Genomic DNA, 26,911 nt, shown 5'->3' with positions numbered 1-26,911 from the left:
GCGCGGTGCGGCGCGGTGATCGGGTGTGACGGGAGAGGACTGTGGCGGCAGACATCGGGGGCTTCGAGGATCCGTCCGCCGAGGTACTGGCCGAGGCGGCCGCCGCCTTCGGACTGCTGGCCTCCTCGGCCCGGCTGCACCTGGTGTGGGCGCTGGCGCAGGGCGAGAGCGATGTCACCCACCTCGCCGACCGGGTGGGCGGGGCCCTGCCCGCGGTCAGCCAGCACCTGGCGAAGCTGAAGCTCGCGGGGCTCGTGCGGTCCCGGCGGGAGGGGCGGCGGCAGATCTACTTCGTCGACGATCCCGACGTCGTGACCGTGGTCCGGGTGATGGTGGGGCAACTGGCCGCGCGGGCGGGCGGGGCGTCCGCGTCCGTGCACGCGCTGCGCGGGGCCGGTGGCTGACACCACCGCGGCCCCGGAACCGGACCCCGGGGCGCTCGATTGCGCGGGAGGGCCGGTACCGGTCGCCGATGCGGGCCAGGGGCCGGGCCCCACGACCCTGCTGCAGACGCTGCGGCGCCTGGGCAGCGGGCCGCGCGGTCTGACGGAGGCGCAGGCCGAGGAGCGGCAGGCCCGCTTCGGAGCGAACGCTCTGCCGACGCACCGGGACGCCTCCTGGCCGAGGGTGCTGCTGCACAGTCTGCGCGATCCGTTCACCGCCGTACTGCTGTGCCTCGGGTTGGTGTCGGCGGCCGTCGCCTCCTGGGGCACCGCCTGTGTGATCCTCCTGCTGGTCGCCGTGAGCTGTGTGCTGCGGGCATCGGGGGAGCACCGGGCAGGCCGGTCCATGGCCGCACTGCGCGGCCTGGTCGCCACCACCGCCACCGTCCTGCGCCGTACTGGGGAGGATCTGCCGCCGGACACCCGGGAGATTCCGGTGGACGAGCTGGTGCCGGGCGATGTGATCCGGCTCGGCCCCGGCGACCTGGTCCCCGCCGACGTACGACTGCTGCGCGCGCAGGGCCTGACCGTGCATCAGGCCGCGCTCACGGGCGAGTCGGCTCCCGTGGCGAAGGATGCCGCCGACACGGCGGGCGGGGCGGGCGGTGGTCTGTTCGACCGGCCCCAGCTCTGCTTCCAGGGCAGCAGTGTCGCGTCCGGCAGTGCCACCGCGGTCGTCGTGGCGACCGGTGCGCGGACCCGGTTCGCCGCGGCGAACGCCCGCAGCGACGTCCGGCCCGAGGCCAGCGCGTTCGACCGGTCCGTGCACGGCGTCTCCTGGATCCTCATCCGGTTCATGCTGCTGACCCCGCCGCTGGTCCTGATGGCCAATGCCGCGCTGCGCGACCGCGGTCTGGAGACCCTGCCGTTCGCGGTGGCGGTGGCGGTCGGGCTGACGCCGGAGATGCTGCCGGTCATCGTCACCATGTGCCTCGCACGCGGCGCATCGCTGCTGGCCCGCAGCCACGGAGTGATCGTCAAGCGGCTGCCCGCGCTGCACGACCTCGGCGCCGTCGACGTGCTGTGCCTCGACAAGACCGGCACCCTCACCGAGGATCGGCCGGTCCTCGACCGCGCCCTCGGCCCGGACGGCAGGGACGACCCCGAGGTGCTGCGCTGGGCCGCGCTGAACGCCTGGTGGACCCTGCAGCTCGCCGACCTGCCCGCCCCGGACGCCCTCGACGACGCGGTCCTGGACGCGGCCGACGAGGACGACGTCATGGTGTACGACGGGGTGGCGGCCCTGCCCTTCGACCCGCTGCGACGCCTTGCGACCGCCGTCGTCCGCACGCCGGGGCGGATGGGCACGCACACCCTGGTCGTGAAGGGGGCCGCCGAAGCCGTCCTGGAGCGCTGCGTACTGGAGGACGACGAGCGCGGGGAACTGCTTGCGCTCGCGGCACGGCACGCGGACGACGGGCTCCGGGTGCTGGCCGTCGCCACCGCCGACCTCCCCCACTCTCGACTTCGCTCGAGCGGGGGGACCCCCATCGCCCGGACCCGCGAGTACACGGCCGCCGACGAACGCGGCCTGGACTTCCGGGGCTTCGTCACCTTCAAGGACGCGCTCGCCCCCACCGCCGCCGAAGCGCTGAAGGCCCTCGCCGACCGGGGCGTCACCGTCCGGATCCTCACCGGCGACCACCCGGGCACCGCCGTCCGCGCCTGCCGCGACCTGGGCATCGCCGTACCGCAGGACGGCGTCCTCACCGCCGACGGCATCGACGGGCTCACCGACGCCGAACTCGCCGCGGCCGCCGCCCGCACGGTCGTCCTCGCCCGCTGCACCCCCGAGCACAAGGCCCGCTTCGCCGCCGCCCTGCGGGCCGGCGGGCACACCGTCGGCTATTTCGGCGATGGAGTGAACGACCTGCCCGCCCTGCGCGCGGCCGACGTCGGCATCGCACCGCGGGACGCCGTGGCCGTCGTGCGGGAGAGCGCCGACGTGGTCCTGGCCGACAAGGACCTCACCGCGATCGACCACAGCATCGCGGCCGGACGGTACTCGGGCGGCAACATCGCCACGTATCTGCGCATCACCCTCTCCTCCAACCTCGGCAACGTCATCGCGATGCTCGCGGCGGGCCTTCTGCTGCCCTTCCTGCCGATGCTGCCGGCCCAGGTGCTGGCGCAGAACCTGTGCTTCGACGCCGCCCAGTTGGCCTTCGCGCACGACCGGCCGCATCCGTCCGTGCTGCGCCGCCCGACGCTGCTGCGCCCGCGCGACCTGCTGCGCTTCATCATCGGCTTCGGCGTCCTCAACGCGGTCGCCGACCTGGCCACCTTCGGCGTGCTGGAGCTCGCTCTGCACGGGCCCGAGGGGCTGGACGACCAGGCCGTGTTCCACTCCGGCTGGTTCACCGAGAACCTGCTCACCCAGGCCCTGGTGATGGTGCTGCTGCGCGCTGGGCGCCTCGCGGCGGGGCGGGGACCCGGGCCGATCGGCTGGGCGGCGGGCGCGCTGGCCGCCGTAGGGCTGCTGCTGCCGGTCTCCCCGCTGGGCTCGCTGCTCGGGCTGACCCCGCTGCCGCTCCTCTACTACCTGCTGTTGGCCGCAGTGCTCGCGCTGTACACCGTCGGGCTGATGGCTGTCGGAAGGGCACCTTGGTTGTACAGTTGCGCAACGTAGCAACCATGCGAGAAGTGAGAAGGGGTGGGCGGGATGCTCCGCAACGGACTGGAACCCTGGCACCTGCTGGTCCTGGCGATCGTCATCATCTTGCTGTTCGGCTCCAAGAAGCTGCCTGAGGCCGCCCGCGGGCTGGGCAAGTCCATGCGCATCCTCAAGAGCGAGGCGAAGGCGATGAAGGAGGACGGTGCCGTGGCGGCCCGTCCCGCGTCCGGGGACAGCACCGTCCGCGAGGTGTGACGCAGCCCACCTGCGAACTCGTAAACGCTTGCTATATTGCGCAATCAACCAACCCGAGGGACGCGCCGTGGCGCCGGCGGTTGGCGTCGGCCACAGCGTAGGGAGTGGGAGTTGAGCGACCCCTGGGGCGGAAACCGTGGCCATGCGGCCACCCGAGATCGTTCAGCAAGCGTTCCCCGTCAGCGCGAGTCCGATGACGGCCCGCCCCGCCCGCCGCACGGGGGCCGGGCGGCCGCCCGGCAGGCGGCACGCTCCCGGGGGCGCGGCTCGGGCCGCCGGGCCAAACCCGTCGCCCGGCGCAGAAGGATCGCCCGCATAGCCCTGTTCACGGTGTCGGCCCTGATCCTGGTCACCGCCGGAGCCGGTGCCTGGCTGTACGAGCACCTGAACGGCAACATCAAGAGCGTCTCGATCGACGACGGTGCCGGCGGGAAAGAGAAGGTCGACGCCTTCGGGCGGACCCCGATCAACATCCTGGTGATCGGCTCCGACGGCCGGAACAACGCGGCCGACTGCAAACTGGGCGGCGGCTGCGGCTCCGCGAGTGCGACCGTCGGGCACAATGCGGACGTGGAGATGGTGGTGCACGTCTCCGCCGACCGCTCCAACGCCACCGTGATGAGCGTCCCGCGCGACACCATGACCAACGTCCCCGCGTGCAAGGACCCGGACAGCGGCCAGGCGACGTCGGGCTACTACGGGCAGATCAACAGCGCGCTGCAGTACGGCGCGGCCTGCCAGGTCAAAACCATTCACCAGCTCACCGGCATCACCATCGACCACTTCGTGATGCTCGACTTCTCCGGAGTCGTGAAGATGTCCGACGCGGTGGGCGGTGTGTCGGTGTGCGTCAGCGACAACGTCTACGACACCTACTCCCATCTGAAGCTCGCCAAGGGCACCCACACCCTCGAGGGCGATGCGGCGCTGGAGTTCGTCCGCTCCCGGCACGGCTTCGGCGACGGCAGCGACCTGGGCCGTACCGTCTCCCAGCACCTCTTCCTCAGCGCGATGATCCGCAAGTTCAAGAGCGCGGGGACCCTGACGGACCCGGGCAAGGTCTACTCGCTGGCGGACGCCGCCACCAAGGCGCTGACCGTGGACACCGGCCTGGGCAGCGTCACCAAGCTGGTGAACCTGGCGACCGACCTGAACAAGGTCCCGTCCAAGCGGATGACGTTCACCACCATGCAGACCGCGGCCGACCCGACCAACGCCAACCGTGTCGTCCCCGCAGCCACCGCGAAGTCGCTGTTCGGGACCATCGCGAACGACCAGTCCCTGACCTCGGACAGTGGCAAGAAGAAGACGTCCTCGGCGTCGCCGTCCGCGTCGGCGGCGGCCACCGTGCCGGCCTCCGAGGTCGCCGTACAGGTCGAGAACGGCACCACCACCGGCGGACGCGCCTCCGTGATCGCGCAGGCCCTCCTCGCCAAGGGCTTCAGCTCGAACACCACCACGGGCAACGCTCCCGAGCAGTCGTCGAGGACGACGATCACCTACGGGCCCGGTCAGAAGGCCGAGGCCCAGACGGCGGCCTCCGCGCTCGGACTGCCCGCCTCGCACCTCACCCAGGGCGGCAGCAGCGGCGTGGTCCTCGTCATCGGCAGCGACTGGCCGAGCGGTACGGCGTACGGCTCCTCGGGCGGCTCGTCGGCCGCTCCCGCCGACACCCACGCCGCGGTCGCCGACGCGCACGCCCAGACCGCCGACAAGGCCAAGACCTGCGCGAAGGTCAGCCCCTACAAGACGGTGCAGATCAACGGGGTCCCGATGACGCCGGCCCAGGCGTACGCGGCGGCGCGCAGCAAGAAGGACTCGGCGCCCTGACCGATCCCCGCATCCCGGCCGCCTCCTCACCTGTCGTATGAGACCAGCGCGTCTTCGGTGAAGCTGCGGCTGAGCAGGGCGGGTTGGTGGTGACGGCGCGGCCGTGAAGGCGGCCTTCGCGAAGGGATGTGCCATGTCTCAGCCGGTCAGCACCCTACGTCGACGGGTCCCTGGAGCCCTGTACGCAGAGGCGCAGACCACGCCGGGACACGGCCCTGTCGGCCCCGCTGAGCAGGCCTGTTGGAAGCCGATGGATGCGTGGCGCGGTCATGGTGAGGCGCGCGCCGTCCGGCCGGTTCAGTCGGTTTCGGGTCTCTGCTCCGCCGCGGTGTCATAGGCGGCGCGGGCCTCGGCGATGGCGGACCGGTGCCGCTCGGCCCAGCCGACCAGCCCGGTCAGCGAAGCGTGGAGCTCCCGGGCCATGGGCGTGAGGCTGTACTCGACCTTGGGCGGCACGGTCGGATACACGGTGCGGACGAGTAGTCCGTCCCGCTCCAGCCGACGCAGGTTGAGGGTGAGCATCCGTCGGCTGATGCCCTGGATGGCGCGTTCGAGTTCGGTGAAGCGGACCGGGCCGTGGGCGGCGGCGATCAGGATCCCGATGCTCCACTTGCCCGCCACGCGGTCGAGCACCTCGGTGACCGGGCAGGCTTCGTCTCTCAGGGCTTCGGTAACACGGGTGTGACTGCGTGACAAGAAAGTGCCCCCTTCCGATGACCAGCAAGGTTATCGATGATGACTGCTGTCACAAGTCGTGAACCAAGGGGGAAGAGATGTCTGTTCGTGCTCTCGTCGTCGACCCGTCCGCATCCGCGGCCGTCCGCCTCGCCGAGGTGCCCGATCCGGTGCCCGGGCCGGGCCAGGTCCTGGTGGACGTCTCCCACGCCTCGTTGAACTACGGCGACCTCAACGACGCCCGCTCCGGGCGCGTCCCGGTGGGTGCGGTGCTCGGTTCGGACGCCGCCGGAGTGGTCGTTCGGGCCGCAGCCGACGGAACCGGCCCGGCGGTGGGCACCCAGGTGGTGGCGCTGACCGCGGGAGCGTTCGCCGAGCGCGTGGCGATCGACGTGGGTGCGCTCGCCGAAGTGCCGAAGGGCTTGGAGCCGGCGCAGGCGGCGGCTCTGCCGGTCGCCGGAGTGGCGGCACTGCGCTCGCTGCGGGCCGCGGGGCTCGGACCGGACAAGCGGGTACTGGTCACCGGGGCCTCCGGCGGGGTCGGACGGTTCGCGATCCAGCTGGCAGCGCGGGCCGGTGCCCACGTGATCGCGTCGGTGGGCTCGGCAGCCCGCGGAGAGGGGCTGACCGAGGCCGGCGCCGACGAGGTGCTGATCGGACTGGAGGGACTCCAACGACCCGTCGATGTGGTCATCGACAGCGTCGGCGGCCCTCAACTGGTCGCGGTATGGAACCTGCTCGCTCCCGGGGGCAGTGTGCAGAGTGTCGGCTGGACTTCCGGGGAACCGGCGGTCTTTCCGCCGTATGCAACCGTCGGGCCGGCCAAGTCGCTGACCTCCTTCGTCATCGAGGGCGATGTCGGCGCTGACCTTGCCGTTCTCACCGAGCTGGCCGCTGAGGGGTTTCTCGACGTCGAGATCGGCTGGCGGGGATCCTGGGACCGCTTCGACGAGGCCGCCGAGGCCCTCCGGGGGCGCCGTGTCTTCGGAAAAGCGGTCATGACGCTGGGAAGCCCGTCCTGACCATCCTGTCCTGACCATCAAAAACGCCCTCCCGGAGGAGGGCGGAGACTTGGGCGCCCCCGGCAGGACTCGAACCCAACGAACGCTGTCAAATCGCTTGCTGTCATTTCCGGGGGACCTTTGGCCGATGACCGCCCCTCGTGCCTCCGCCTGGCTCATCGGGACAGGGCGAAGGCAGGTCCGTGGCCTCTCAGTCGATACAGAACTCGTTGCCCTCGATGTCCAGCATCGGTATGCACGCATCACTGCCGTCATACAGCGTGCGCACGTGTACCGCACCGAGCGGGACCAGTCGTGCGCATTCCGCCTCAAGTGCGGCGAGGCGCTCTTCCCCCACGAGTCCGGTGCCGACCCGCACATCAAGATGCACCCGGTTCTTGGCGGCCTTCCCTTCGGGGACGCGCTGGAAGTACAGCCGCGGGCCCACACCTGAGGGATCGACGCAGGCGAACCAGGAATCCCGCTGCTCAGCTGGCTGCGAGCGCTTGAAATCGTCCCAAGTGGCAAACCCCGCAGGTGGCGGCGGTATGACGTACCCCAACACCTCGCACCAGAAACGAGCGAGCCGCTCAGGTTCTGCGCAGTCGAAGGTGACTTGGAACTTCTTGATCGGAGTCATCGGACAACAGTAGGGCGCGTTGGCGCCGAGGCTCCGGGCGCCATCTCTGTGCAGGTGGATGTGTATCTGGACACGAAAGAGCCCCTCACGCGTTTCCGCAGGTGAGAGGCTGTATGCGCCCCCGGCAGGACTCGAACCTGCGGCCAAGCGCTTAGAAGGCGCCTGGTGCTTGCAGCGCAACAGGGTTCTGACCTGCAGCACTGTCGGGGGTGATCCTTGCGGGCCTCCAACTTTGACACACATTCGACAGCGCGCGTAGGTGCTTGAGCGAGCAGCACCCGTCCAGGAGTAGACCAGGGGATCAATGCCGCTTTGGTGATCGTAACCTCGCGTCAGGGCTGGTGATCATTAAGCAGACTCGATCGCTGTGATCGTGTTGGGACTCCCAAGATCGCCACCCTGGACCGTTGGAGGCTTCAGCGAGTGCGAAGGTGAGCGGTTCGCTGACAGTCCAGGCACTAATTCTGTCGGCCAGATGGAGCAACAGAACAGGCCGTCGACTCTGATAGCAGTAGAGAGTAGAAGCGTGAACGGCACGAATGAGGGGGCGACGGAGTCTCAAAGAGTGCGATTCGACAGTGTGCACAAATGGGCCGCCACACTAGCCGCTGTTGTTGCGCTCGCTTTCTCGATCTACAACTTCGCTGAAATCCAAAAGAAGCCCAAAATCGATCTGACACTCCCTCACCTGTTGCGCACTGGAACGGTAGACCACGGAATCGCTTTCGAGATTCAGCCGACGGTCTCCACCAGATTCAAGACCCAGGACGTCGAGGTGATTCGTGATGCACGCCTGCAACTGACTCCCGTCGGCTCGATCTCGTCTTCGAGGAAGCCGACTTTCTACTGGCACGAAAACGGAACATATGTCTACGATGCCGCTTCAGACCAGATCAACTATCATTGGGTCAGCGATCCCGCACCATTTATCGTCAGTCAGGACAAACCTCAGCAGCCCACACTTAATTTCTGGGCCGACAACTGGACCTTCAAGCCCGGGCGATACGAGGGATCACTTCAGTTGAGCAGGTCCGAGAGTCACAGTCCTTTGATCAAGAAGTTCTGCTTGATCGTCTCAAAGGGAGCCGTTAATGAAATCCATGGTTCGACATCACGAGAGATCTTCTTTTTCCGCGATGACCTGCCAAAGTTTCATGCTTCTAGCAAATCTAAAGACTGCTACCGAAGAGAAACGGATTAAGAGCTCTCGTCGGACAGCAGTTATCCGAGTCCGCTAGGAGGTACCGGGCCTTCAGTCCCTGGATACGAACTGCGGGCGCGGAGCTCGCTGGGGGTATCCCCAAGCTGGTCACGGGGACGCAATGATTCGGGAGTACCGCAAAGGGCTCCGGAGAGCCTGTGCGGCCTACGCATTCCAGCAGGTCAGAGCTTTGCGGCAGCATCGATGGGCTCATCGGTCCACGAATGGTCCACAGGCGTCCGTTCGTTGGTGTTCGCATGCCGGCTCACCACTCTGGAGCGCTACTAGCAAGAGGAATAACCACAGGAGGCCCGGGCTGGCAGTCGTCCCGGAGCGGTCGCAGGGGGCCTTCACATGCCCCTGTGCTCCGGTTTGTATCGTTCATCCGCATGGACCCGGTTCATCTCGCCTCAAGCAGACGAACCGCACCTCCTTTACGAGGGCGAAACTGCCGCCGTGATCTCGTCCGTGAAAGCCTCTTCCTGAACTTCCCTGCCTCATCAAGGCCCGCGCACGGCGCAGGCCCAGCCCCAAGCAGTAGCCAAATCAGTAACCCCAACGCATGAATGTCGCGGAATGCCCCATCGCCCTAAACTGGGAAACCATTCTTTTCTGAATATCTGCAATTTTGTCGGCAAGGACCTCCACATCACCTACCGATATTTCCCGTACTTCGTCGAGCTTTCGATACCTGCTGCGCAAGCAGTAGTAGACAGGGGAACCGTCATCCTTTGCCCCCCAAGGCCGAGGGGAAAGGCCTTCCCCTCCGAAGGGGTCGTAGGGATACCACACACCATGTATCACGGCATTTCTAATCACGCGATACCGTGAGAGTTCATCCAGCAACTCCAGAACCTTGACATGATGATTCTCCGGCCAGACCCGAAAGTACGGGTCTCTCTGCTCCAGGATGGCTTTACAAGTGTCAGAAAGCCACTCGCTACTCTGCCCCTGAAGAAGAACCCAAAAGAGCTCGTCGACGCCCGACACTTCACAGATAAGCTCGCGCAAGAGTTCATCCATAAGCGCACTCTCTGAGGCTACGCGACCTATTGCGCGATAAAGATCTCGGTCCTCTACGAATACCGATTCAGGCATCTTGATGCTTTCCTTCGCGTCAGGCGGTCACTCAAAATGTTTTACACGACTCTGCGACGCTCCGCATGGGCTTAAACCATCCACGTTCGGTGGACGTGTGCTGACCTGCCCGACGACCCACTCAGGCCCAGCCCTCATCCGGACCCCACCCTTCCTCGCGCTGACCCGAATCATCCTGAGGCTGGCGCTCCGTGTCCCGCGGGGCATTACGCACCTCGCCGCCTACCGGTGTGGGCTAGCCGAACTGACCTCGCTTGTTCGGCTGGCACTCCAGGGGTGGCAGCGATGCCACCGTGGGTTCAAATCTCACACCTCTGACCGGGTGAATCGGTCAGAGGCCGTTCTGCCGACCGGTGTGTACTCGCCGCCGTGGGTCCCCGCCAGTTCCCGGCCGATCGGGTACGGCAGGGGCATAGGCACCATCTGATCCGCAGCTCTACAGAGATCGGTCGATGAGGGTCATAGAGGCCGTCGTACGGTCCTTCAGGGTGGCTGGAGGCCGTGGTCGGTTGCTGTGGTTGCTGTACTCCGCTGCTGTACAGCAATCGCGGTGCGGAAGGATGTTCTCTCCCTGGATCACCTGGATCTTGCGCACGACCTGCGTTGCCGATACAACCGTCCGGTGACAAGCGACTCCAGGCCGAAGGCACGGTGGACCAAGGACAAGGCTGGAGCCACCCTGGCGGCCACAACCGGCTTCTTCTTCTCTCGCGGGCCGGCTCTTGAAACGACGAAGCGACTGACCCAGGGGTATCCGAACACAGCGGCTGCGCTCATAAGCCTTGCGGTCGCGGTCCTGGCGTACTGGATCGGGTTGCGGGTGATGAGGAAGCTCCCCTGATGGTTCTTCGTGGGGTGCTCGCACTGATCGCGGGCAGCGCTTTCATCCTGGTGGCCTGCGGCTACCGCGGCGTGGACGCGTGGCTATGGGACTGGGCAGACGTTACGTTTTCGCCGCGTTACAGGACCGGATGGGGGGGCGCCTTGGAAGAGCCTTGAGCGCATGAAAATGCAGTGCGGGTTCGTGGGAGTCGGGTTGGTATTGCTGGGACTGGCGGTCCTGGTGGGCTGACAGAGCGGTCGGCGCAGCGACTTTGGGCTGGAGCTGCTTTGGGGGGAGTGATCATGGCCCCGTAAGCTGCCGGCGCGTCGGGCAGTCTGTTGACCTGCCCGTTAAAGCACGACGTTGGGGCCATGATCTTCGAGGCTCCCCCCAAAGTGGCTGCCTAAAGTCGTGGAGCCGACCGCCCCAGCCACGGGGCAACGGCCACGGTGGCGAGGTAGCCCGCGGGGAACCGCCGCCGCGATCCGGCCTCTTCGGTAACACAAAGCGTCTATGGCCGCCTGTGCGGCAATCCCCTGCACCTCATGGCCCGCTGCTGGGTTTTTGGCCGCTGCTGGTGGCGACGGACGGGCGGCGACGTGCGGCCGGTGGCGAAGACATGGAGGCGGCGCGGCGGCGACCGGTCGGCGCCGCCGCGCGTGCGCGGCCCCTCGGTCCCCCTGGATCGATCCCGACTTCGTTGGGCGGCTCGGGTCTAATGGTCTTGATGGGGTGTCTCGTGCTCGTGCGCCTTTTGAGCCCTACGGATGCTGAAGGGTTTTCCATCCCTAGGCCGGATCGCGGCGGCGGTTCCCCGCGGGCGCTTCCGCGTCACCGGAGCATGAGCCCCCGGATCTTAGGGCGGTCGGCGCTCGCGGCCGGAGCAAGGCCGCGAGCGGAGCGAGCCTTGATGATGTAGGGAAACTCCCACCGCGCCGCGATCGGGGCGTCTGGCCGCCCTCTTGCACCACTGCCCCCAAGGGTGGCGTGAGGTGCCGGGGTCAGGCGTCGAAGTCGTACTCAAGGACGTAGGAAGCCGAGTCCAAGGTCATCTCATTGACCTCAACCGCTCGGCCGTCGTCGGCATAGGCCGTTCGACAAACCAAAATCACCGGTGTCCCCATCGACAACCCCAGACGTTCAGCCTCATCGCTCGATGGCATGCGGCACCGGATCTCTTCGCGGAAGTGGACCGGCTTGTACCCCAACTCGGCGAGTCGCGCGTACGTACCGCCGGGGCCGGTGTCTACCTGAGTGATCGCAGAACCTGCCACAAGATCGGCAGGCAGGTATGAAGTCGCGAGTAGCACGGGCTTGTCGTCGAGGATGAAGCGACGACTGCGAACGCATACCGGGGCTTGCGACTCGATGTCGAGGACTGCGGCGATGCGGTCGGCGGCCGGCACTTCGCTGACTTCTACCTGATCAACTACTAGCGTCCGGTCTTCAACGTCCGCCGACCAGATAGACCGGCCGGAGCCCCATTGCTCTTGGGCCAGACGCTGGATGCCGCGGCGGCGCAGAGGGCGGAACGTGCGAACGAACACCCCGGCTCCCTTGCGGGCTTCGGCGATGCCCTCGTTTTGCAGGACGCTCAGAGCCTGACGGGCAGTCATTCGAGCCACGTCGTACGTGGCCATGAGGTCGTTCTCTCCTGGTAGCCGATCACCTGGGCCGTACTCGCCTGCCTGGATCGCGTTCCTGAGCGCGTCGGCGATGCGCTGGTACTTCGGCTGGCGATCTCCGCCCTGGGTGGCCATGTGATCCCCTCCTCTCTTCTCTAGACAGCTTAGGCGTCTCTCTCGGGGTGCAGCTAATCGGCTGGCCATGGTGACCGACTCGAAACATCTCTAGAGATGAGTTGACAGCAGGTCTCTAGAGATGTTCCATGGAGACATCTCTAGAGAGGCTGCTCATGAGGGGCAGCCCGAAGTCTGGGAGTGATCTCTGTGCGTCAGATTCCCGTCGACACCTCCACTGCCACCGTGATGGTCGCCAAGACGCCGCAGCCCAAGGTCAAGGACCGCCGTACCGGCGAGGTCGCCACCGACGCCGACACGGGCGCCACGATGATGACCGTGGACGTGATGTTCGCGGCGAACGACGAGGTGGAGATCCTCTCCATCACCGTCCCCGAGCCGGGCATCTCCGGCGACCTGGTGATGGGCACCCCGGTCGCGCTCACTGGCCTGATCGCGCGGCCGTGGGAGAACGAGTTCAACGGCCAGAAGCGGCACGGCATCGCCTTCCGTGCGGTCGCGGTCACCTCGCTGGTCGAGGCGTCTGCGAAGTCGAAGGCAGCCTGATCATGACGTGGTTAACGATCGCTCTGGTGGTCGTTACCGGGCTGGCGCTGCTGCTGCGGTGGCGGCGCCCCGCCTGGTACTGGATGACCTTCGGTGTCGTGTACGCCTCCCTCAAGGTCCGGCTCCGGTACGCGTCCGTGATGGACGCCTGCGACCTCACCGTTGCCGCCTCCCGCTTCCGGCTCACCCTGGCCCGCTGGTTCAACTGGGACACACCGCAGCAGCGCGTTCCCCGACTGCTGTGGATCAAGCCCACCCGGACCGGGCTGCGGCTGCGGGTCCGGATGCGGCCCGGTCAGGACGCCTTCGACTACTCTGCCGCGGTCGACCGGCTGCGGCACGCCTTCGGCGTCCACCAGGTCACCTCACGCGAGGTCAAGCCCGGCACGGTCGAGATCGCCATGACCGGCTATGACGTCCTCAAGCGGGTGCAGATGCCCGCCCGCGTCGACCGTGGCACGCTGCGCATTCCGATCGCGCTGCGCGAGGACGGCTCAGTCCACTACCGCGACTACCGCGAGGTGCCGCACTCGATCACCCTGGGTGCGGTCGGCTCCGGCAAGTCGGTCACCCAGCGCCGGGTCATCAAGGAACTCGCCGCTCAGCGCGTCGCTCTGGTCGGCATCGACTGCAAGAACGGCGTGGAACTCGCCCCGCTCGCCCGCCGGTTCTCGGCCCTGGCCGACAACGCCGACGATGCCGCGGACCTTCTCCAGGCGCTGGTGGCGCGTATGGAGGCGATCTACCAGACGATCCGGCGGGAGCAGCGCATCAGTGCGGACACCCCGGATGCGGAGATCACTGCGGACATCTGGGGGCTGCCGGAGCATCTGCGGCCGGTTCCGGTGGTGCTGACCATCGACGAGATCGCGGAACTGGCCCTGTTCACGAGCGCGGCGGAGAAGAAGCGCCGTGAGCGGGCCGTGGTCTCCCTGGTGCGGCTGGCTCAGCTGGGCCGTGCCGCGGGGATCTTCGTGGACATCTACGGGCAGCGCTTCGGCTCCGAACTGGGTGACGGGATCACGATGCTGCGCGCTCAGTTGACGGGCCGGATGTCGCACCGGGTCAACGACGAGTCGAGCTCGAAGATGGCCTTCGGGGACGTCTCCCCGCATGCGGTGTTCGCGGCCACGCAGATCCGCAACGACCGGCCGGGTATGGCCGTGGTCGGCTACTCCAACGGTGACTGGACCCGGATCCGCTCCGCCTACACCTCGATGCGCGAGGCCGTCACCGCTTGCAACCGGCATGCGGATCTGACCCCGGATCTTCCGGAGCTAGCCCGCTTCCGCCCGCTGGTCGATCTCGCGCCCGTCGAGGCGCCCGCGGTGGCCACCGCCGCCTGATTGCCCCCTCTGCTCCACGGTCGGCGTGACCGCTTTCGCGCCAGGTCCCTACCCGAGCCATGCCCAAAAGGAGATCACCGGCCATGTGCCCGAACTGCGAGGACTTCGCCCGGACCGTCTTCATGCTCGGTCAACTCGCCCTCTACGCCGACACGTTCGGCGCCGACCAGGACTTCATCGAAGCCGTGGGCCCGTGCTTGGCCGCGTCGCTGCCCGAGCCGCCGCCCGGCACCTTCCCGCCCGGCTACGACCCCACGGACGGCCCGGAGTACCCCGGCGAGGGGTGGACGCCGTGACCGCCGCGAAGAAGCCCGCCACCCGTCGCAGGACGGCCCCGGTCAAGCCGGAGCCCGCGAAGTGCCCGGACTGCGACGGCCACGGCGAGATCACCGAAGCCGTCAAGGTCGGCGCCCGCAAAGGCCGCCTCACTGATCACCGGCAGGCGGGCCTGTGCCTGACCTGCCTCGGCACCGGCGAGGCCCCCACCGACTGAACTCCCGCCGGGACGGGGCGGCCGGACACCTGGTCCCCGCCCCGCCCCTGGCCCAACTCCCCAAAGGAGGTGAAGACCATGTCCCGCTCGATCCGCCCGGATGCCGTGCTCGTACAGGCTGTGATCGCCGGAGCCCTGTCCTTCGCCCACCTGCACGACCTCGCCGCCGCGGCCGGACAGTCCGGCTGGAAGGCCTGGGCCTACCCCATCTCGGTCGACCTGTTGCTGGTTGCCGCCTGGCGACGGCTGCGCAACACGGGCCCGTCCCGGCTGGCCTGGTGCTGGTTCCTGGTCGCCCTGGTGGCCTCGCTCGGCGCCAACGTCGCCACCGCCGGATTCCTCGACCTGCACCAGCCGCCCGCTCTGCTGCGCCTCGGCGTTGCCGGATGGCCCGCCCTCGCCTTCCTCGGCGGCACGCTTCTCGCCCACTCGCCAACCACGGCCGGGGACCGGGTGCCGGTTCCGCCGGCGCCCGCAGCCCCGGCCCTCGCACCCGATATTCAGCCCGAACCCGCTCCTGTCCCGGAGCCTGCCGCCGCCCTCGCGACCGAGGAAACCCCGGCCCTGCCCGCCTCTGCTGTGGTCCCGGAACCTCCGGCCGTGCCGGTCCCGGCCGCGCTCGTCGCTCATGCCCGCAAGGTCGCCGACGAACACCGCGCCCGCACCGGCCAGGAGATCGACCCTGACGCGCTGCGCGCCCGCCTCGGCGTCCCGTCCCATCTCGCCGACGCGATCGCCGCCCAACTCTCCTGATTCAGAAAGGACTTGAAGCCGTGGGTTTTCTCTTTCAGCGCCTGGTGCGCTACGGCCCCGTGGAGATCGGCCGCGCCCTGACCAAGAGCGGTGACAAGGGCTACATCGCCGCGTGCACGGCCGATCAGTGCGGCTGGTCGGCCGAGTACTCCAGCTACGGCGCCGTCTGCATCGCCGCCAAGGGCCACCGCTGCCAGATCAAGAGCAAGTACGAGAACCGGAAGGGCTGACGCCATGTCCGTGCCGCTCTGGTTCTTCATCGCCTGCCTGGCCGTGGTCGGCGTCAAGACCCTCCGCCCGCCGCTCTGGCTCGTAATCGTCCTGCTCGTCGGCGGCTACATCCTCGCCAACAGCCTGCTCGCCCCGCTCTTCAACCTGTTCGTCAAGTAACCCGCCCCGGAAGGGAGTTCACCCATGCTCCGCCCGAAGATCCAACCATGCCGACACCGACCGGCACGGCCACCCCGCCCGCCGTCGTCGAGCCGACCACCGTCGTCCCGGCGGCCCAGACTTCGCCGTCTGTCCCGGTGGCTCCGGCTCCGGCCTCGGCGCCGTCCCGGCCGGTCGTCCAGCTCACACCCGGCACCGTGATCGCCCTCGTCGGCGGCGGCACCGCCGTCGTCCTGGTCGTCGGCGCCGTCCTCGTCTCGATGCTCCTCGCGGTCGCCATCACCGGCATGACCGTCGCCGTCGTCGCGGTCGTCCTGCGCTCCCTGCTCGCCTCCGAGGCGAAGCACCGCTGACCGGCCCCCGGGCGGCCCTGAAACCGCCAAGTCTCCGCCGCCCGGGCGCCGTCCCTACCCGATCTTTCAACCGGAAGGAACCTCCATCATGACCGGCCCGACCCCGGCCACCACCACGAACGCGCGGATCTGCCCGGACTGCAACGGCTTCGCCACCGCCGCCGTATCCTCCGGCCCCCGCGATACCTCCGGCGACCTGCCCGTCACCGCTGTCGACTGCCCGGCCTGCCACGGCACCGGCACCGTCCCCCTGCGCCCGCGCCTGACCGCCGCGGATGTGGAGGTCGCCGCCTGATGGACACCGCGACCTTCGCGGGCCTGGACCCGATCACCCTCGGCGACGCGCTGCGGGTGGCCGGGCTCCCAGGCTTCGACCGCTGGCAAGACCAGATCCGCCGTACCGGCGGCTGCGCCGACCCCATCCACCTGACCGGCTGGACCCTGCACAAGGACAAGACCACCGGCGAGACCCTGCACCACTACAGCACCGAACGGGAGCCGGGCGGGCGCCTCCGCATCGCGTGCGGCAACCGGCGAGCCTCCCGCTGCCCGGCCTGCGCCTGGACCTACGCCGGAGACACCTACCACCTGATGCGCGCCGGGCTCGCCGGGGATGAGGACAAAGACATCCCGGCGACCGTCCGGGATCACCCAAGGGTGTTCGCGACCTTCACCGCGCCCTCGTTCGGCCCGGTCCACAACCGGCCCGACCGCGGCGCCTGCCGCTGCGGCACCCGCCACCGCGAGGATGACCCCGCCCTCGGCACCCCGCTCGATCCCGCCTCGTACGACTACGCCAGCGCCGTGCTCTTCAACAACCACGCCGGAGAGCTGTGGGTGCGCCTCGCCAACCGGCTCCGCCGCGAGATCGCCAAGCGCGCCGGACTGACGCAGCGCGAACTCAAAGAGGTCTGCCGGGTCTCCTACGGCAAGGTCGCGGAGTTCCAAAAGCGCGGCGCTATCCACTTCCATGCCGTGATCCGTCTCGACGGCCTGGACGGACCCGAGTCGGCTCCGCCGTCCTGGGCCAGCACCGACCTGCTCACCGACGCGATCCGCGCCGCCGCCCGGCACTCCTACACCTCGGTCTCGGTCCCAGCGGCCGAGGACCAGCCCGCTCGCACCTTCCGCTGGGGCCGACAGCTCGACGTCCGGCCGGTCAAGGCGTTCGGGGACGGCTCAGAGCTGACTGAACAGGCGGTCGCCTCCTACGTGGCCAAGTACGCCACCAAGGCTGCGGAAAACACTGGCACCCTCGACCGCCGGATCGGCGAACTCGCCGAACTCGACCGCCACGGCGTCCCCGACCACGCCCGCCGCCTGATCACCGCATGCCGCGACCTCGACGACGTATACCCCGACCGGCGGCTGTGGGCCTGGGCGCACATGCTCGGCTTCCGCGGCCACTTCTCCTCCAAGTCACGCCGCTACTCCACCACCCTCGGGGAGCTCCGCCAGGCCCGCGCCGACTACCGCGCCACCCAGGAACGCGAAGCCCTCGGCCTCGACGAGCGCGCCCCGGACACCGTCCTGGTCCTGGCCGACTGGCAGTACGCCGGCCACGGCCACACCCCCGGCGAATCCGCCCTCGCCGCATCCATCGCCCGGGACATCCAACTCAACCGAGAAACCGCCCGCGAAGCCCAGCTCGGCGAAGGGAGCACAACATGATCACTGCCGTCCGATCACGGAACATGCTCACCCTCGCTGAGGTCTGCGAGGAACTGAGCATCTCGCGTTCGACCTTCTACGACTGGCGTGCCAAGCGGCGCGCACCCCGGTGCATCAAGCTCCCGAACGGCGACCTGAGGATCCGGCGGACCGACCTCGACAACTGGCTCGATGACCGGGAGGACGTCGCCTGATGGAGACGACGTACGACGTCAAGGTCTACAACATCCTCACGTACAAGGGTGCTCGAAAGACCACGTACACGGTGCGCTGGGTGGTTGCTGGGAAGCGCTGGCGCGAGCCGTTCGACACGATTGCGCTCGCTGAGGGCTTCCGCTCTGAACTGATCCAAGCCACCGGCAAGGGCGAAGCGTTCGTCATCGCGACCGGGCTGCCGGTGTCTCATCGCTCCAAGTCGGCGGCAATGAGCTGGTACAAGTTCGCAGTTCAATACGTGGATGCCCGGTGGTCTCAACTTGGTGGCAACAGCCGAAAGAACACCGCCAAGACGCTCACGGCAACCACTCTCGCCCTGCTCCGCGCGCAGCCCAGCCAGTTCAATCCCGTGGCCGTGCGGACAGCCCTGCGTGAGTGGGCGTTCAACGCCAACCGCCGATCGGAAGCACCGCGGGACGTGGTGACCATCCTCCGATGGGTTGAGCGGAACTCCCTTCCCGTCTCGGCCTGGGAGGACCCCGAGAAGGTCGACGACGTCCTACAGGCCATCGACTCCCGGCTCGACGGCAAGCAGGCTGCGGCCTGGTCCCGCAAGCGGCATCGCCGCATCCTCAACGTCGTCATGAAGTACGCCATCCGGCGGCGCATCCTGCGGACCAACCCTCTCCCCAAGGGCAAGGAGGCGATGACCGCCACCAAGACGAGCAACGCCGTGGACAAGCGCAGCTTGATGAACCCTGACCAGGCGGCGGCCCTCCTCGACTGGATCCGTCGACGGCCCCGCGGCGGCAAGCGACTGCACGCCTTCTTCGCCACGCTGTACTACTGCGGACCACGCCCCGAAGAGGCCGTAGCCATGCGCGTGTGGGACGTGAGCCTGCCCGACGTCGACGCCGACGACCAATGGTGCGAGCTGATGATCCACACAGCGACTCCGGAAGTCGGCAAGCAGTGGACCGACACGGGAGAGATCCACGAGCAGCGCGACCTCAAGGGCCGCGCTGAAGGGGACACGCGCGCGGTGCCGGGGCATCCCGCTCTGACTCGCATCCTGCGGCAGCACATCGAAGACGAAGAGCTCAAGCCGGGTGATCTTCTGTTCCAGGGCGAGAACGGCGGCATCCTCGCGGGGTCCGTGATCCGCCGAGCCTGGCGCAGTGCTCGCCGGGCGGTCCTGGCTCCGCACGTCTTCGACTCGCCGACCGGGAAGCGTGTGTACGACAACCGGCACACCCGCCTGACCAAGTGGCTCAACGACGGGATCCCGCCCGCACAGGTGGCCGATTGGGCCGGAAACAGCGTGCCGGTGCTCCTCGCCACGTACGCCCGGTGCGTCGATGGGCAACTTCCTGACTTGAAGAAGCGCCTCGAAGCCGCCGGAGACCTACCCGAGCTGCCTGACCCTGGTTGATCTTCGGCCAAGAACTTCGACACGTATTCGACACGGCGACCCGCAAAAACCCGGTGACAGCCGGACAGCCCCGGAGACCTCCCTTGATCGTTGGGGGAGTGCCCGGGGCTTTGTCGTGCCTGGAGGAAACCTGCTCTGAACAGCAAAAACGCCCTCCCGAAGGAGGGCGGAGACTGGGCGCCCCCGGCAGGACTCGAACCTGCGGCCAAGCGCTTAGAAGGCGCCTGCTCTATCCACTGAGCTACGGGGGCCGGGTGTGTGGCCGCTGTCGTGGGTGCCCGGGTGTGGGCCGATCCGTGACGTTGCCGGGGACAAGGATAGGGCTCCCGTGTCCTTGTCCCTGTTGCTTCGCCTCCGTGGCTCGATGTGGAGGTTCGGTGAAGCGGTCCTGATAATCGCAGGCAGGTACGAATCGTGCATCGCTTTTGGGTCCTCACGCACCGGGTGTTGTGCACTCGTTATGCCTGGAGTGTGCCCGCGTCCCAGTCGTCCCTTCCGTCCCTTGTGTCCTGTCGGCGCGCAGACATGCTCATATGCTTCAGAATTCCCCTAAAATCGGGCATTCTCCGCATGTGGTGACCTTGGACGTACGGCCTCAGCTGCTTGACGCACTCTCCGCCCTGCGCGACGGTGTCGCTGCCGCACGCTTCCCGCTGCCCCTGGCCGGGGCTCCACGCGCGCGTGCCAACCGCGACGAACTGCTCGCACAGCTCGACGACTACTTGGTGCCCCGGTTGCGGGAGCCCGAAGCGCCCCTGCTGGCCGTCGTGGGCGGATCGACAGGGGCCGGCAAGTCGACTCTCGTCAACTCCCTCGTGGGGCGGCGGGTCAGCGAGGCGGGCGTGCTGCGGCCGACCACGCGGACACCGGTGCTGGTGTGCCACCCGGAGGACCATCACTGGTTCAGCGGGATGAGGGTGCTGCCCGACCTCACCCGCGTCTGGGTGCCCCATCAGGACACCGGGGACGACCTGTTGCTCCCCGGAGAGGACCCCGCGCGCGTGCTGCGCGTCGAGACCGCCGACACGATGCCGCGCGGGCTCGCCCTCCTCGACGCCCCCGACATCGACTCCCTGATCGCCGACAACCGCGTCCTGGCCGCCGAACTCGTCTGCGCGGCCGACATCTGGGTCATGGTCACCACGGCCGCCCGCTACGCCGACGCCGTCCCCTGGCATCTGCTGCGCACCGCGAAGGAGTACGACGCCACCCTCGTGACGGTGCTCGACCGCGTGCCGCACCAGGTCGTCTCCGAGGTGTCCCGGCAGTACGGCGCACTGCTCACAAAGGCCGGACTCGGCGACGTACCGCGCTTCACCGTGCCCGAACTGCCCGAGTCCGCCTGGGGAAGCGGGCTGCTGCCGGCCACCGCCGTGGCGTCGCTGCGGACCTGGCTCGTGCACCTGGCGCAGGACCCGGCCGCCAGGCAGCAGGCCATGGCCCGTACCGCGCACGGCATGCTCGACTCCCTCAAGACCCGGCTGCCCGAACTGGCCAGTGCCGCCGCCGCCCAGTACGCGGCGGCCGTGCGCCTCACCAACGCCGTCGAAGGCGCGTACGACAGCGAGCACGCGCGCGTGCGAGGGCGGCTGCAGGCAGGCGCCGTACTCGCCGGAGACGCCCTCAAGCGGTGGCGCGCGTTCCCCCTGGACTGCTCCGCCGGAGAGCTCCTGGACGCGCTCATGGAGAGCCTGGCCACGCTCCTGTTGTGCGCCGTCACCGCCGCCGACGAGCGCATCCGGGAGGCCTGGCGGCGCGAACCCGCGGCGAGCGCCCCGGAGCTGACGGAACAGGAACCGTCCCTGGAGAGCGCCGAGGACCGCATCGGGATGGCCGTACGGCGATGGCGGCGCGAGCTCGAGGAGTACGCCGAGGAAGAGGTCCGCGACCTCGACCGCAACGTCGCCCCGGACCCCGAGGTCGTCGCCGTCCTCGTCACCACCGCGCTGCTGGGCGGCCGCCGGGCGCGTTCGGCCGGGGAAGGGCTCGCCGAGCGGATCGGCGCGCACGGGGCGCTGCGGCTGCGCGACCGGGGCGGGCGGCTGCTCACCGAGCACCTCGACCGGGTCATGCACACCGAACGCGAGCGCCGTCTCGCACCCCTCGACGCCCTCGAGATCCACCCCGAACCCCAGGCCGAACTCATCGCCGCGCTGTCCGTACTGCAGAAGGAGAGGTGACCGGTGACTGCCGTCACAGACGAGGACCACACAGGCCGGGCCGAGCACCCCGAAGAGAGCGCCAAGGGCCTGACGGGAGGGGGCGGAACTGCCAAGCAGGACTCCGGCGAGCGGGAGGCCGGCGTACGGGACAAAGGCGGCCACGCGCGCTTGGTGGACGCCGCCACCTCCCGTCGTACGGACTCCGCGAGCGCCTGGGACGACGGGCTGATCGCGCGGCGCGCGACCGAGGAGAACACCGGGTCCGAGCACGTCCCGGTGGTGGAGACACGGGCGCTCAGCGCCCAGCCGACGGTCCCGCTCACCTACGACCGCCCCCTGCGGTCGCGGCTCGACGCGCTGCGGGAACTCGTGGGGCTCTCCCGCACCCGGCTCGACGGCCAGACGCTCGCCGAGGCCGGACGGGTGCTCGACGAGTCGGCGGCACGGCGCAGGCTCTCCGGGCAGCACACCGTGGTCGCCATCGCGGGTGCGACGGGCAGCGGCAAGTCGCAGCTGTTCAACGCCCTGGCCGGGGTGCCCATTTCGGAGACCGGCGTCCGGCGGCCCACCACGGCGACCCCCATCGCGTGCAGTTGGAGCGACGGCGCGGCGAGCCTCATCGAGCGGCTCGGCATCCCGCCCCGGCTGCGGCGACGCCCGCTGCAGAACCCCGAGACGGAGGCACAACTGCGCGGGCTGGTCCTGGTCGACCTGCCCGACCACGACTCGGCGGCCGTACAGCACCGCGAACAGGTGGACAGGGTCCTGGCCCTCGTGGACGCCGTCATCTGGGTCGTCGACCCCGAGAAGTACGCGGACGCCGTCCTCCACGAGCGCTATCTGCGGCCCATGGCGGGGCACGCGGAGGTCATGTTCGTCGTCCTCAACCAGACCGACCGGCTGCCCGGCGAGGCCACCCACCAGGTCCTCGACGACCTGCGGCGGCTGCTAGACGAGGACGGGATCGCACTGGGCGAGTACGGCGATCCCGGTGCCACCGTGCTCGCGCTGTCCGCGCTCACCGGGGACGGCGTCGGTGAACTGCGCGAGGCGCTCGGGCAGTTTGTGGCGGAACGCGGCGCTCCGGCGCGGCGAATTTCGGCCGATCTCGACGCGGCCGCGGCGGAGCTGCGGCCCCTCTACGCGGCGCGGCGGCGGACCGGCCTGAGCGAGGAGGCGCGGGACGAGTTCTCCGCCCGGCTCGCGGACGCGGTGGGTGCCTCCGCTGCGGGCGAGGCGGCCGAGCGCGCCTGGCTGCGCAACGCCAACCGCGCCTGTGGAACGCCCTGGCTGCGGCTGTGGCGGTGGTACCGGGACCGGTCCGAACCGACCACCGGGCGGGTGCCGTTGCCCACCCAGGCGGACGAGGAGGTCACGGCACGCCAGCGCGTCGAGCAGGCGGTACGGACGCTCGCCGACCGTGCCTCGACCGGGCTGCCCGCGCCCTGGGCCCAGGCGGTGCGCGAGGCGGCCGTACGCGGCTCCCACGGGCTGCCCGAGGCGCTCGACGAACTGGCGGTACGGGCGGGACTGCCGCCTGGCCGGCCACCGCGGCCGGGCTGGTGGCCGCTGGCCGTCATGGCTCAGGTCTCCATGACGCTCCTTCAAGTCGTGGGCGGACTGTGGCTGCTGGGGCAGATCGTCGGATTCATGGCGCCGAACCTGGGGGTGCCGGTGCTGCTGATGGCGGCCGGCATCATCGGCGGACCGATCGTCGAGTGGAGCTGCCGGATGGCGGCGCGCGGACCGGCCCGCCGCTACGGCACCGACGCGGAACGGCGATTGCGGGAGGCGGCTGCCGGGTGCGGGCGGGCCCGGGTGCTGGATCCGGTGGCGTCAGAGCTGCTGCGCTACCGGGAGGTGCGGGAGCAGTACGGGCGGGTGACGGGGGTGGGGAACGGGCCCCGGTGACACCCGGACGGGGCGGTGGGTTCCGGAGGGTGACGGTGAGCTTTTCTGCAGATGATCACTCGTCGGGGTCTTCCTGGGCTCACTCGTCCGGGTGACGGAGTTTTCCACAGGTGGAGGACGGTCCACAGGGCTCGGCGGGCTCGGCCCGACGGAGGCAGTCTGGCGGTGCGGCGATCGCGAAGGACGCGGTCGCCGCGGCAGACGCAGCCGTACGGGACGGGCCCGTAGGCATGTCCGCCCGGCCCCGGCGGCCGGGCGAGGGAGGGGGTCGTGATGAACGAGACGATCATCTGCGCCGTGGGGAACGTGGCGACGAAGCCGGCGTTCCGGGATCTGGCGTCGGGGCCGTCGGCGCGCTTCCGGCTCGCGGTGACCACGCGCTATCTGGACCGCGAGAAGAACGAGTGGACCGACGGCCACACCAACTTCTTCACGGTGTGGGCCAGGCGGCAACTGGCCACGAACGTGACGGCCTCGCTCGACGTGGGCGATCCCGTCATCGTGCAGGGCAGGCTCAAGGTGCGGACGGACGTACGCGAGGGGCAGAACTGGATCTCGGCGGACCTCGATGCGGTGGCGATCGGCCATGACCTCACGCGGGGGACCTCGGCCTTCCGGCGGCCGGGCAGGCCGGAACCGGAGGTGACCGATGCCGCGCCCCAGCAGCCCGAGCCCAACTGGGAGACCCCGCCCGGGGGTTCAGGGGCCGACTCGGCCCAACGGGAGCCGGAACCCGCTGCGGTGACGTGATGTCAGACGGTGCCCCGAGCTGACCGTACTGCGGCTTATCGACGAATGCGTTCCGAACGGTCCAGTGGATTTGTCGATAAGCCCTGCTCATGGGTCGTCTTGGCGATAACGATTCCGAGTCGGATCGCTTGTCCGACGGTATGACCGGCAAGCGCGGTGCGCCGCTTCCATAGGATGCCCGGCGTAGCTCTCGGGGCTTCTGATTCTGCTGGTGGGACCACACCCCCCACGTCAATGGGTCCTGCTCGAAGGGGAGTTTGGTGTTTTCTTCTTTCTCTGCGCCGTCCGTGCGCAGGCGAGGGTCCGTTCGTCTCGCCGCCGCGACACTGGTGTCCGGTCTTGTGGCCGTCGGGGTGCTCACCGGAGCCGGTACGGCCACCGCGGAGGAGACGACACAGAGCCAGGGCGGGGCGACCGCCACCATAGGCGGCCTCAAGACGTACGGCACCGCCGTGATCCACGAGGACACCGGGGACCAGCAGGTCTCGGCAGGCCTGTTCGAGATGTCCGTCGACGGCGGCGGCACCCTGCAGACGTACTGCGTCGACATCCACAACCCCACCCAGCGGGACGCCAGGTACCACGAGACCGCCTGGAGCGGTACCTCGCTGGGCGCCAACAAGAACGCCGGCAGGATCCGCTGGATCCTGCAGAACTCCTACCCGCAGGTCAACGACCTCGCGACGCTCGCGGCGAAGGCGGGCGTCAAGGGCGGCCTGACCGAGCAGGACGCGGCGGCCGGCACCCAGGTGGCCATCTGGCGGTACTCGGACCACGCCGACGTCGACGCCGTCGACCCGCAGGCCGAGAAGCTCGCGGACTACCTGGAGAAGAGCGCGGTCGGCGTGGCGGAGCCCCAGGCGTCGCTGACGCTGGACCCGCCCGCGGTCTCCGGCCACCCCGGCGAACTGCTCGGCCCGGTGACCGTGCACACCAACGCGGCCGGCGTGACCGTGACGCCACCGACGGACGCAGCGACCAGCGGGGTACGGATCGTCGGCAAGGACGGCAAGCCCCTCACCTCCGCGGTCGACGGCAGCCAGGTCTTCTTCGACGTGCCCGAGCACGCCGCAGCCAGCTCGGCCGAGCTCACCGTGCAGGCCTCGACCACCGTGCCCGTGGGCCGCGCCTTCGCCTCCGACACCCGCAGCCAGACGCAGATCCTGGCCGGCTCCAGCGAGTCGACGGTCTCGGCGACGGCCGGCGCGACCTGGGCGAAGGAGGGCGCCATACCGGCCCTGTCCGCGGTGAGGAACTGCGCCAAGGGGGGCGTGGACATCACCGCTGCCAACCAGGGCGACGAGGCGTACACCTTCGAGCTGATGGGGATCGAGCACAGCATCCCGGCAGGCGAGTCCCGGACCGTGACGATCCCCCTGCAGGAAGACCAGCCCTACGACTTCACGATCACGGGACCGGCCGGCCTCCAGAAGCGCTTCACCGGCATCCTCGACTGCAGGACACAGGCCTCCGAGAGCGGCAACGCGACCCAGATCCTCAGCGAACCGAGCCCCGCGACGGTGGGCGGCACGGCCGACGACACCAACCTCGCCGCAACCGGCGGCTCCAGCACGACCCCGTTGATCGCGGGCATCGCCATCGCCCTCGTCGTGATCGGCGGCGCGGCCCTGGTCCTCGTGGGAAAGAAGGACGCACCGACGCAGGACTGAACCCTCGGAGGCAGCCTCTGTACCGACGAGAAGTGGCGCCTCCCCAACACACGCTCCTCCAGGACGTGTTCGGCCGCATACGTGGAGTCCGGCGAGAGGACGGGCAGGATGGACTCATGACGAAGCCATCCGTATCGCCGGCGCCGCACGCCTTCTCGGGCTCGGTGCTGTCCCTGTGGTCGCAGGACTCGGTGCTGTCGATCGGCTCGGTGGGGTCGGTGCTGTCCATCGGGTCCGTCGGATCGGCCCTGTCCGTCGCCTCGATCGGGAGCGCGCTCTCCGTCGGATCGATCGGATCGGCGTTGTCGCTGATCTCGGCCGGATCATGGCTGAGCACAGGGTCGGTGCTGTCCGCGCAGTCCCGGTGGTCGGTCCTGTCCTGGCGTTCCTCCCGTGCGTTCCGGTCGTCCGGTGTGGTGGGCGTGGCAGCCGTAGGTGCCCTGCTGTTGGCTCAACGGCCGCCGAGGGTGAACGGCGACCACTGACAGTGACCATGGCGCCTAGAGTGCAAATCTGCGAGAAGATCTCGGTCAGCGTCTTCCACCGGCGGCGGACACCGACCCGAGAAGGGCCGATCTCGTGATCATCTTTGGCACCAGGGGATACCTGTACCAGCTCGCGATACTCACGCTGGTGTGCGGAGGCTGCGGCAACCCTGCCGCGCACACGCTCAGGAAGCGCGTCACGAAATTCACGCTGTTCTTCGTGCCGCTGTTCCCCGTCTCGACGAGGTACGCGACGCAGTGCACCTTCTGCGGCACCGAACAGAAGGTGACCAAGGAACAGGCCGAACAGCTCCAGACACAAGCCGCAGGCGCTCCCGGCGGTCAGCCCCACGGCCGGCCGCAGCAGCCCCACCAGCACCCCGGAGCCTGAGCGACCGCCGACCCCGACAGCGAAACCCCAGGTCACAGGCGCCCGGCCATATGGGTTACCAC

28 protein-coding genes and 2 tRNA genes are annotated in these 26,911 nt (G+C 68.9%); 24 read left to right on the top strand and 6 right to left on the bottom strand.

Annotated elements, in window-relative coordinates:
* Nucleotides 1–41: 41 nt before the first annotated feature.
* The 4 genes from EDD92_RS17795 to EDD92_RS17780 all read left to right on the top strand — a co-directional run bounded on the left by EDD92_RS17795 (nucleotide 42) and on the right by EDD92_RS17780 (nucleotide 5,142).
* Nucleotides 42–404 carry a metalloregulator ArsR/SmtB family transcription factor gene (locus tag EDD92_RS17795; RefSeq protein ID WP_123965242.1) on the top strand — a complete coding sequence of 121 codons (363 nt, stop codon included), beginning with the start codon at nucleotides 42–44 and terminating at the stop codon, nucleotides 402–404.
* A complete protein-coding gene (gene mgtA / locus EDD92_RS17790) occupies nucleotides 397–3,072 on the top strand; it encodes a magnesium-translocating P-type ATPase (protein WP_123965241.1) in 2,676 nt (891 codons plus the stop codon). The genes EDD92_RS17795 and mgtA overlap by 8 nt, the downstream gene beginning before the upstream one ends.
* Before the next feature lie 33 nt (nucleotides 3,073–3,105).
* Nucleotides 3,106–3,312, top strand: coding sequence for a Sec-independent protein translocase subunit TatA (gene tatA, locus EDD92_RS17785; protein ID WP_123965240.1), 207 nt, complete (start codon nucleotides 3,106–3,108; stop codon nucleotides 3,310–3,312).
* A 111-nt stretch (nucleotides 3,313–3,423) separates the two neighbouring features.
* On the top strand, nucleotides 3,424–5,142 hold the full coding sequence (locus EDD92_RS17780; RefSeq protein ID WP_399183200.1) for an LCP family protein: 1,719 nt from the start codon (nucleotides 3,424–3,426) through the stop codon (nucleotides 5,140–5,142).
* 297 nt (nucleotides 5,143–5,439) lie between these two features.
* Here EDD92_RS17780 and EDD92_RS17775 read toward each other — a convergent pair whose 3' ends face one another.
* The gene (locus EDD92_RS17775) at nucleotides 5,440–5,838 is read right to left on the bottom strand and encodes a helix-turn-helix domain-containing protein (protein ID WP_123965239.1); all 399 of its coding nucleotides are present in this window, start codon (nucleotides 5,836–5,838) and stop codon (nucleotides 5,440–5,442) included.
* A 77-nt stretch (nucleotides 5,839–5,915) separates the two neighbouring features.
* Here EDD92_RS17775 and EDD92_RS17770 point away from each other — a divergent pair, with 77 nt between their 5' ends.
* Nucleotides 5,916–6,839, top strand: a complete 924-nt coding sequence (locus EDD92_RS17770; protein ID WP_123965238.1) for a zinc-binding dehydrogenase — start codon at nucleotides 5,916–5,918, stop codon at nucleotides 6,837–6,839.
* A 190-nt stretch (nucleotides 6,840–7,029) separates the two neighbouring features.
* On the opposite strand, the gene EDD92_RS17765 is transcribed toward EDD92_RS17770, so the two are convergent.
* Nucleotides 7,030–7,458 (bottom strand): VOC family protein, encoded by a 429-nt coding sequence (locus EDD92_RS17765; protein WP_123965237.1) that lies wholly within the window; start codon nucleotides 7,456–7,458, stop codon nucleotides 7,030–7,032.
* Between the two features lie 119 nt (nucleotides 7,459–7,577).
* A tRNA-Arg gene (locus EDD92_RS49875) sits at nucleotides 7,578–7,645 on the bottom strand.
* Nucleotides 7,646–7,984: 339 nt separating this feature from the next.
* On the opposite strand from EDD92_RS49875, the gene EDD92_RS17760 reads away from it, so the two are divergent.
* Nucleotides 7,985–8,659, top strand: a complete 675-nt coding sequence (locus EDD92_RS17760; RefSeq protein ID WP_123965236.1) for a hypothetical protein — start codon at nucleotides 7,985–7,987, stop codon at nucleotides 8,657–8,659.
* A 546-nt stretch (nucleotides 8,660–9,205) separates the two neighbouring features.
* On the opposite strand, the gene EDD92_RS17755 is transcribed toward EDD92_RS17760, so the two are convergent.
* Complete coding sequence (locus tag EDD92_RS17755) at nucleotides 9,206–9,757, bottom strand: hypothetical protein (RefSeq protein ID WP_123965235.1); 552 nt, start codon at nucleotides 9,755–9,757, stop codon at nucleotides 9,206–9,208.
* A 1,824-nt stretch (nucleotides 9,758–11,581) separates the two neighbouring features.
* Entirely contained in the window at nucleotides 11,582–12,340 is a 759-nt protein-coding gene (locus tag EDD92_RS17750) for a GntR family transcriptional regulator (RefSeq protein ID WP_123965234.1), read from the bottom strand.
* Nucleotides 12,341–12,529: 189 nt separating this feature from the next.
* On the opposite strand from EDD92_RS17750, the gene EDD92_RS17745 reads away from it, so the two are divergent.
* The 12 genes from EDD92_RS17745 to EDD92_RS17695 all read left to right on the top strand — a co-directional run bounded on the left by EDD92_RS17745 (nucleotide 12,530) and on the right by EDD92_RS17695 (nucleotide 19,480).
* Nucleotides 12,530–12,886, top strand: coding sequence for a hypothetical protein (locus EDD92_RS17745; RefSeq protein WP_123965233.1), 357 nt, complete (start codon nucleotides 12,530–12,532; stop codon nucleotides 12,884–12,886).
* Nucleotides 12,887–12,888: 2 nt separating this feature from the next.
* Nucleotides 12,889–14,232: an FtsK/SpoIIIE domain-containing protein gene (locus tag EDD92_RS17740; RefSeq protein ID WP_123965232.1), complete on the top strand. Its 1,344-nt coding sequence runs from the start codon at nucleotides 12,889–12,891 to the stop codon at nucleotides 14,230–14,232.
* Nucleotides 14,233–14,315: 83 nt separating this feature from the next.
* Nucleotides 14,316–14,528 carry a hypothetical protein gene (locus EDD92_RS17735; protein ID WP_123965231.1) on the top strand — a complete coding sequence of 71 codons (213 nt, stop codon included), beginning with the start codon at nucleotides 14,316–14,318 and terminating at the stop codon, nucleotides 14,526–14,528.
* A complete protein-coding gene (locus EDD92_RS17730) occupies nucleotides 14,525–14,725 on the top strand; it encodes a hypothetical protein (RefSeq protein WP_123965230.1) in 201 nt (66 codons plus the stop codon). The genes EDD92_RS17735 and EDD92_RS17730 overlap by 4 nt, the downstream gene beginning before the upstream one ends.
* Nucleotides 14,726–14,803: 78 nt before the next feature.
* Complete coding sequence (locus EDD92_RS17725; protein WP_123965229.1) at nucleotides 14,804–15,478, top strand: DUF2637 domain-containing protein; 675 nt, start codon at nucleotides 14,804–14,806, stop codon at nucleotides 15,476–15,478.
* Nucleotides 15,479–15,498: 20 nt separating this feature from the next.
* Entirely contained in the window at nucleotides 15,499–15,708 is a 210-nt protein-coding gene (locus EDD92_RS17720) for a mobile element transfer protein (RefSeq protein ID WP_123965228.1), read from the top strand.
* Nucleotides 15,709–15,712: 4 nt separating this feature from the next.
* Nucleotides 15,713–15,868 carry a hypothetical protein gene (locus tag EDD92_RS49870; protein WP_185124051.1) on the top strand — a complete coding sequence of 52 codons (156 nt, stop codon included), beginning with the start codon at nucleotides 15,713–15,715 and terminating at the stop codon, nucleotides 15,866–15,868.
* Between the two features lie 47 nt (nucleotides 15,869–15,915).
* On the top strand, nucleotides 15,916–16,221 hold the full coding sequence (locus tag EDD92_RS17715) for a SpdD-like protein (protein WP_123965227.1): 306 nt from the start codon (nucleotides 15,916–15,918) through the stop codon (nucleotides 16,219–16,221).
* 88 nt (nucleotides 16,222–16,309) lie between these two features.
* Nucleotides 16,310–16,516, top strand: coding sequence for a hypothetical protein (locus tag EDD92_RS17710; protein ID WP_123965226.1), 207 nt, complete (start codon nucleotides 16,310–16,312; stop codon nucleotides 16,514–16,516).
* Nucleotides 16,516–17,892 carry a replication initiator protein RepSA gene (repSA, locus tag EDD92_RS17705; protein ID WP_123965225.1) on the top strand — a complete coding sequence of 459 codons (1,377 nt, stop codon included), beginning with the start codon at nucleotides 16,516–16,518 and terminating at the stop codon, nucleotides 17,890–17,892. Before EDD92_RS17710 ends, repSA begins: the two co-directional genes overlap by 1 nt.
* Entirely contained in the window at nucleotides 17,889–18,086 is a 198-nt protein-coding gene (locus tag EDD92_RS17700) for an AlpA family transcriptional regulator (RefSeq protein ID WP_123965224.1), read from the top strand. Before repSA ends, EDD92_RS17700 begins: the two co-directional genes overlap by 4 nt.
* Before the next feature lie 71 nt (nucleotides 18,087–18,157).
* Nucleotides 18,158–19,480, top strand: a complete 1,323-nt coding sequence (locus EDD92_RS17695) for a site-specific integrase (RefSeq protein WP_260326582.1) — start codon at nucleotides 18,158–18,160, stop codon at nucleotides 19,478–19,480.
* 178 nt (nucleotides 19,481–19,658) lie between these two features.
* Here EDD92_RS17695 and EDD92_RS17690 read toward each other — a convergent pair.
* A tRNA-Arg gene (locus tag EDD92_RS17690) sits at nucleotides 19,659–19,731 on the bottom strand.
* 321 nt (nucleotides 19,732–20,052) lie between these two features.
* Here EDD92_RS17690 and EDD92_RS17685 point away from each other — a divergent pair.
* The 6 genes from EDD92_RS17685 (at nucleotide 20,053) to EDD92_RS17660 (ending at nucleotide 26,849) form a co-directional block, all read left to right on the top strand.
* A complete protein-coding gene (locus EDD92_RS17685) occupies nucleotides 20,053–21,660 on the top strand; it encodes a dynamin family protein (RefSeq protein WP_123965222.1) in 1,608 nt (535 codons plus the stop codon).
* Between the two features lie 153 nt (nucleotides 21,661–21,813).
* The gene (locus EDD92_RS17680) at nucleotides 21,814–23,553 is read left to right on the top strand and encodes a GTPase (protein ID WP_399185420.1); all 1,740 of its coding nucleotides are present in this window, start codon (nucleotides 21,814–21,816) and stop codon (nucleotides 23,551–23,553) included.
* Between the two features lie 273 nt (nucleotides 23,554–23,826).
* Nucleotides 23,827–24,303 carry a single-stranded DNA-binding protein gene (locus EDD92_RS17675; RefSeq protein ID WP_123965220.1) on the top strand — a complete coding sequence of 159 codons (477 nt, stop codon included), beginning with the start codon at nucleotides 23,827–23,829 and terminating at the stop codon, nucleotides 24,301–24,303.
* Between the two features lie 260 nt (nucleotides 24,304–24,563).
* Nucleotides 24,564–25,973, top strand: a complete 1,410-nt coding sequence (locus EDD92_RS17670; protein WP_123965219.1) for a Cys-Gln thioester bond-forming surface protein — start codon at nucleotides 24,564–24,566, stop codon at nucleotides 25,971–25,973.
* Between the two features lie 116 nt (nucleotides 25,974–26,089).
* Nucleotides 26,090–26,458, top strand: a complete 369-nt coding sequence (locus EDD92_RS17665) for a hypothetical protein (RefSeq protein ID WP_123965218.1) — start codon at nucleotides 26,090–26,092, stop codon at nucleotides 26,456–26,458.
* A 94-nt stretch (nucleotides 26,459–26,552) separates the two neighbouring features.
* The gene (locus tag EDD92_RS17660) at nucleotides 26,553–26,849 is read left to right on the top strand and encodes a zinc-ribbon domain-containing protein (protein WP_123965217.1); all 297 of its coding nucleotides are present in this window, start codon (nucleotides 26,553–26,555) and stop codon (nucleotides 26,847–26,849) included.
* Nucleotides 26,850–26,911: the final 62 nt, after the last annotated feature.

Source organism: Streptomyces sp. TLI_185 (assembly GCF_003814765.1).
In the GTDB taxonomy this organism is placed as follows: Bacteria; Actinomycetota; Actinomycetes; order Streptomycetales; family Streptomycetaceae; genus Streptomyces.
This window is presented reverse-complemented; position numbering and strand designations above follow the sequence as displayed.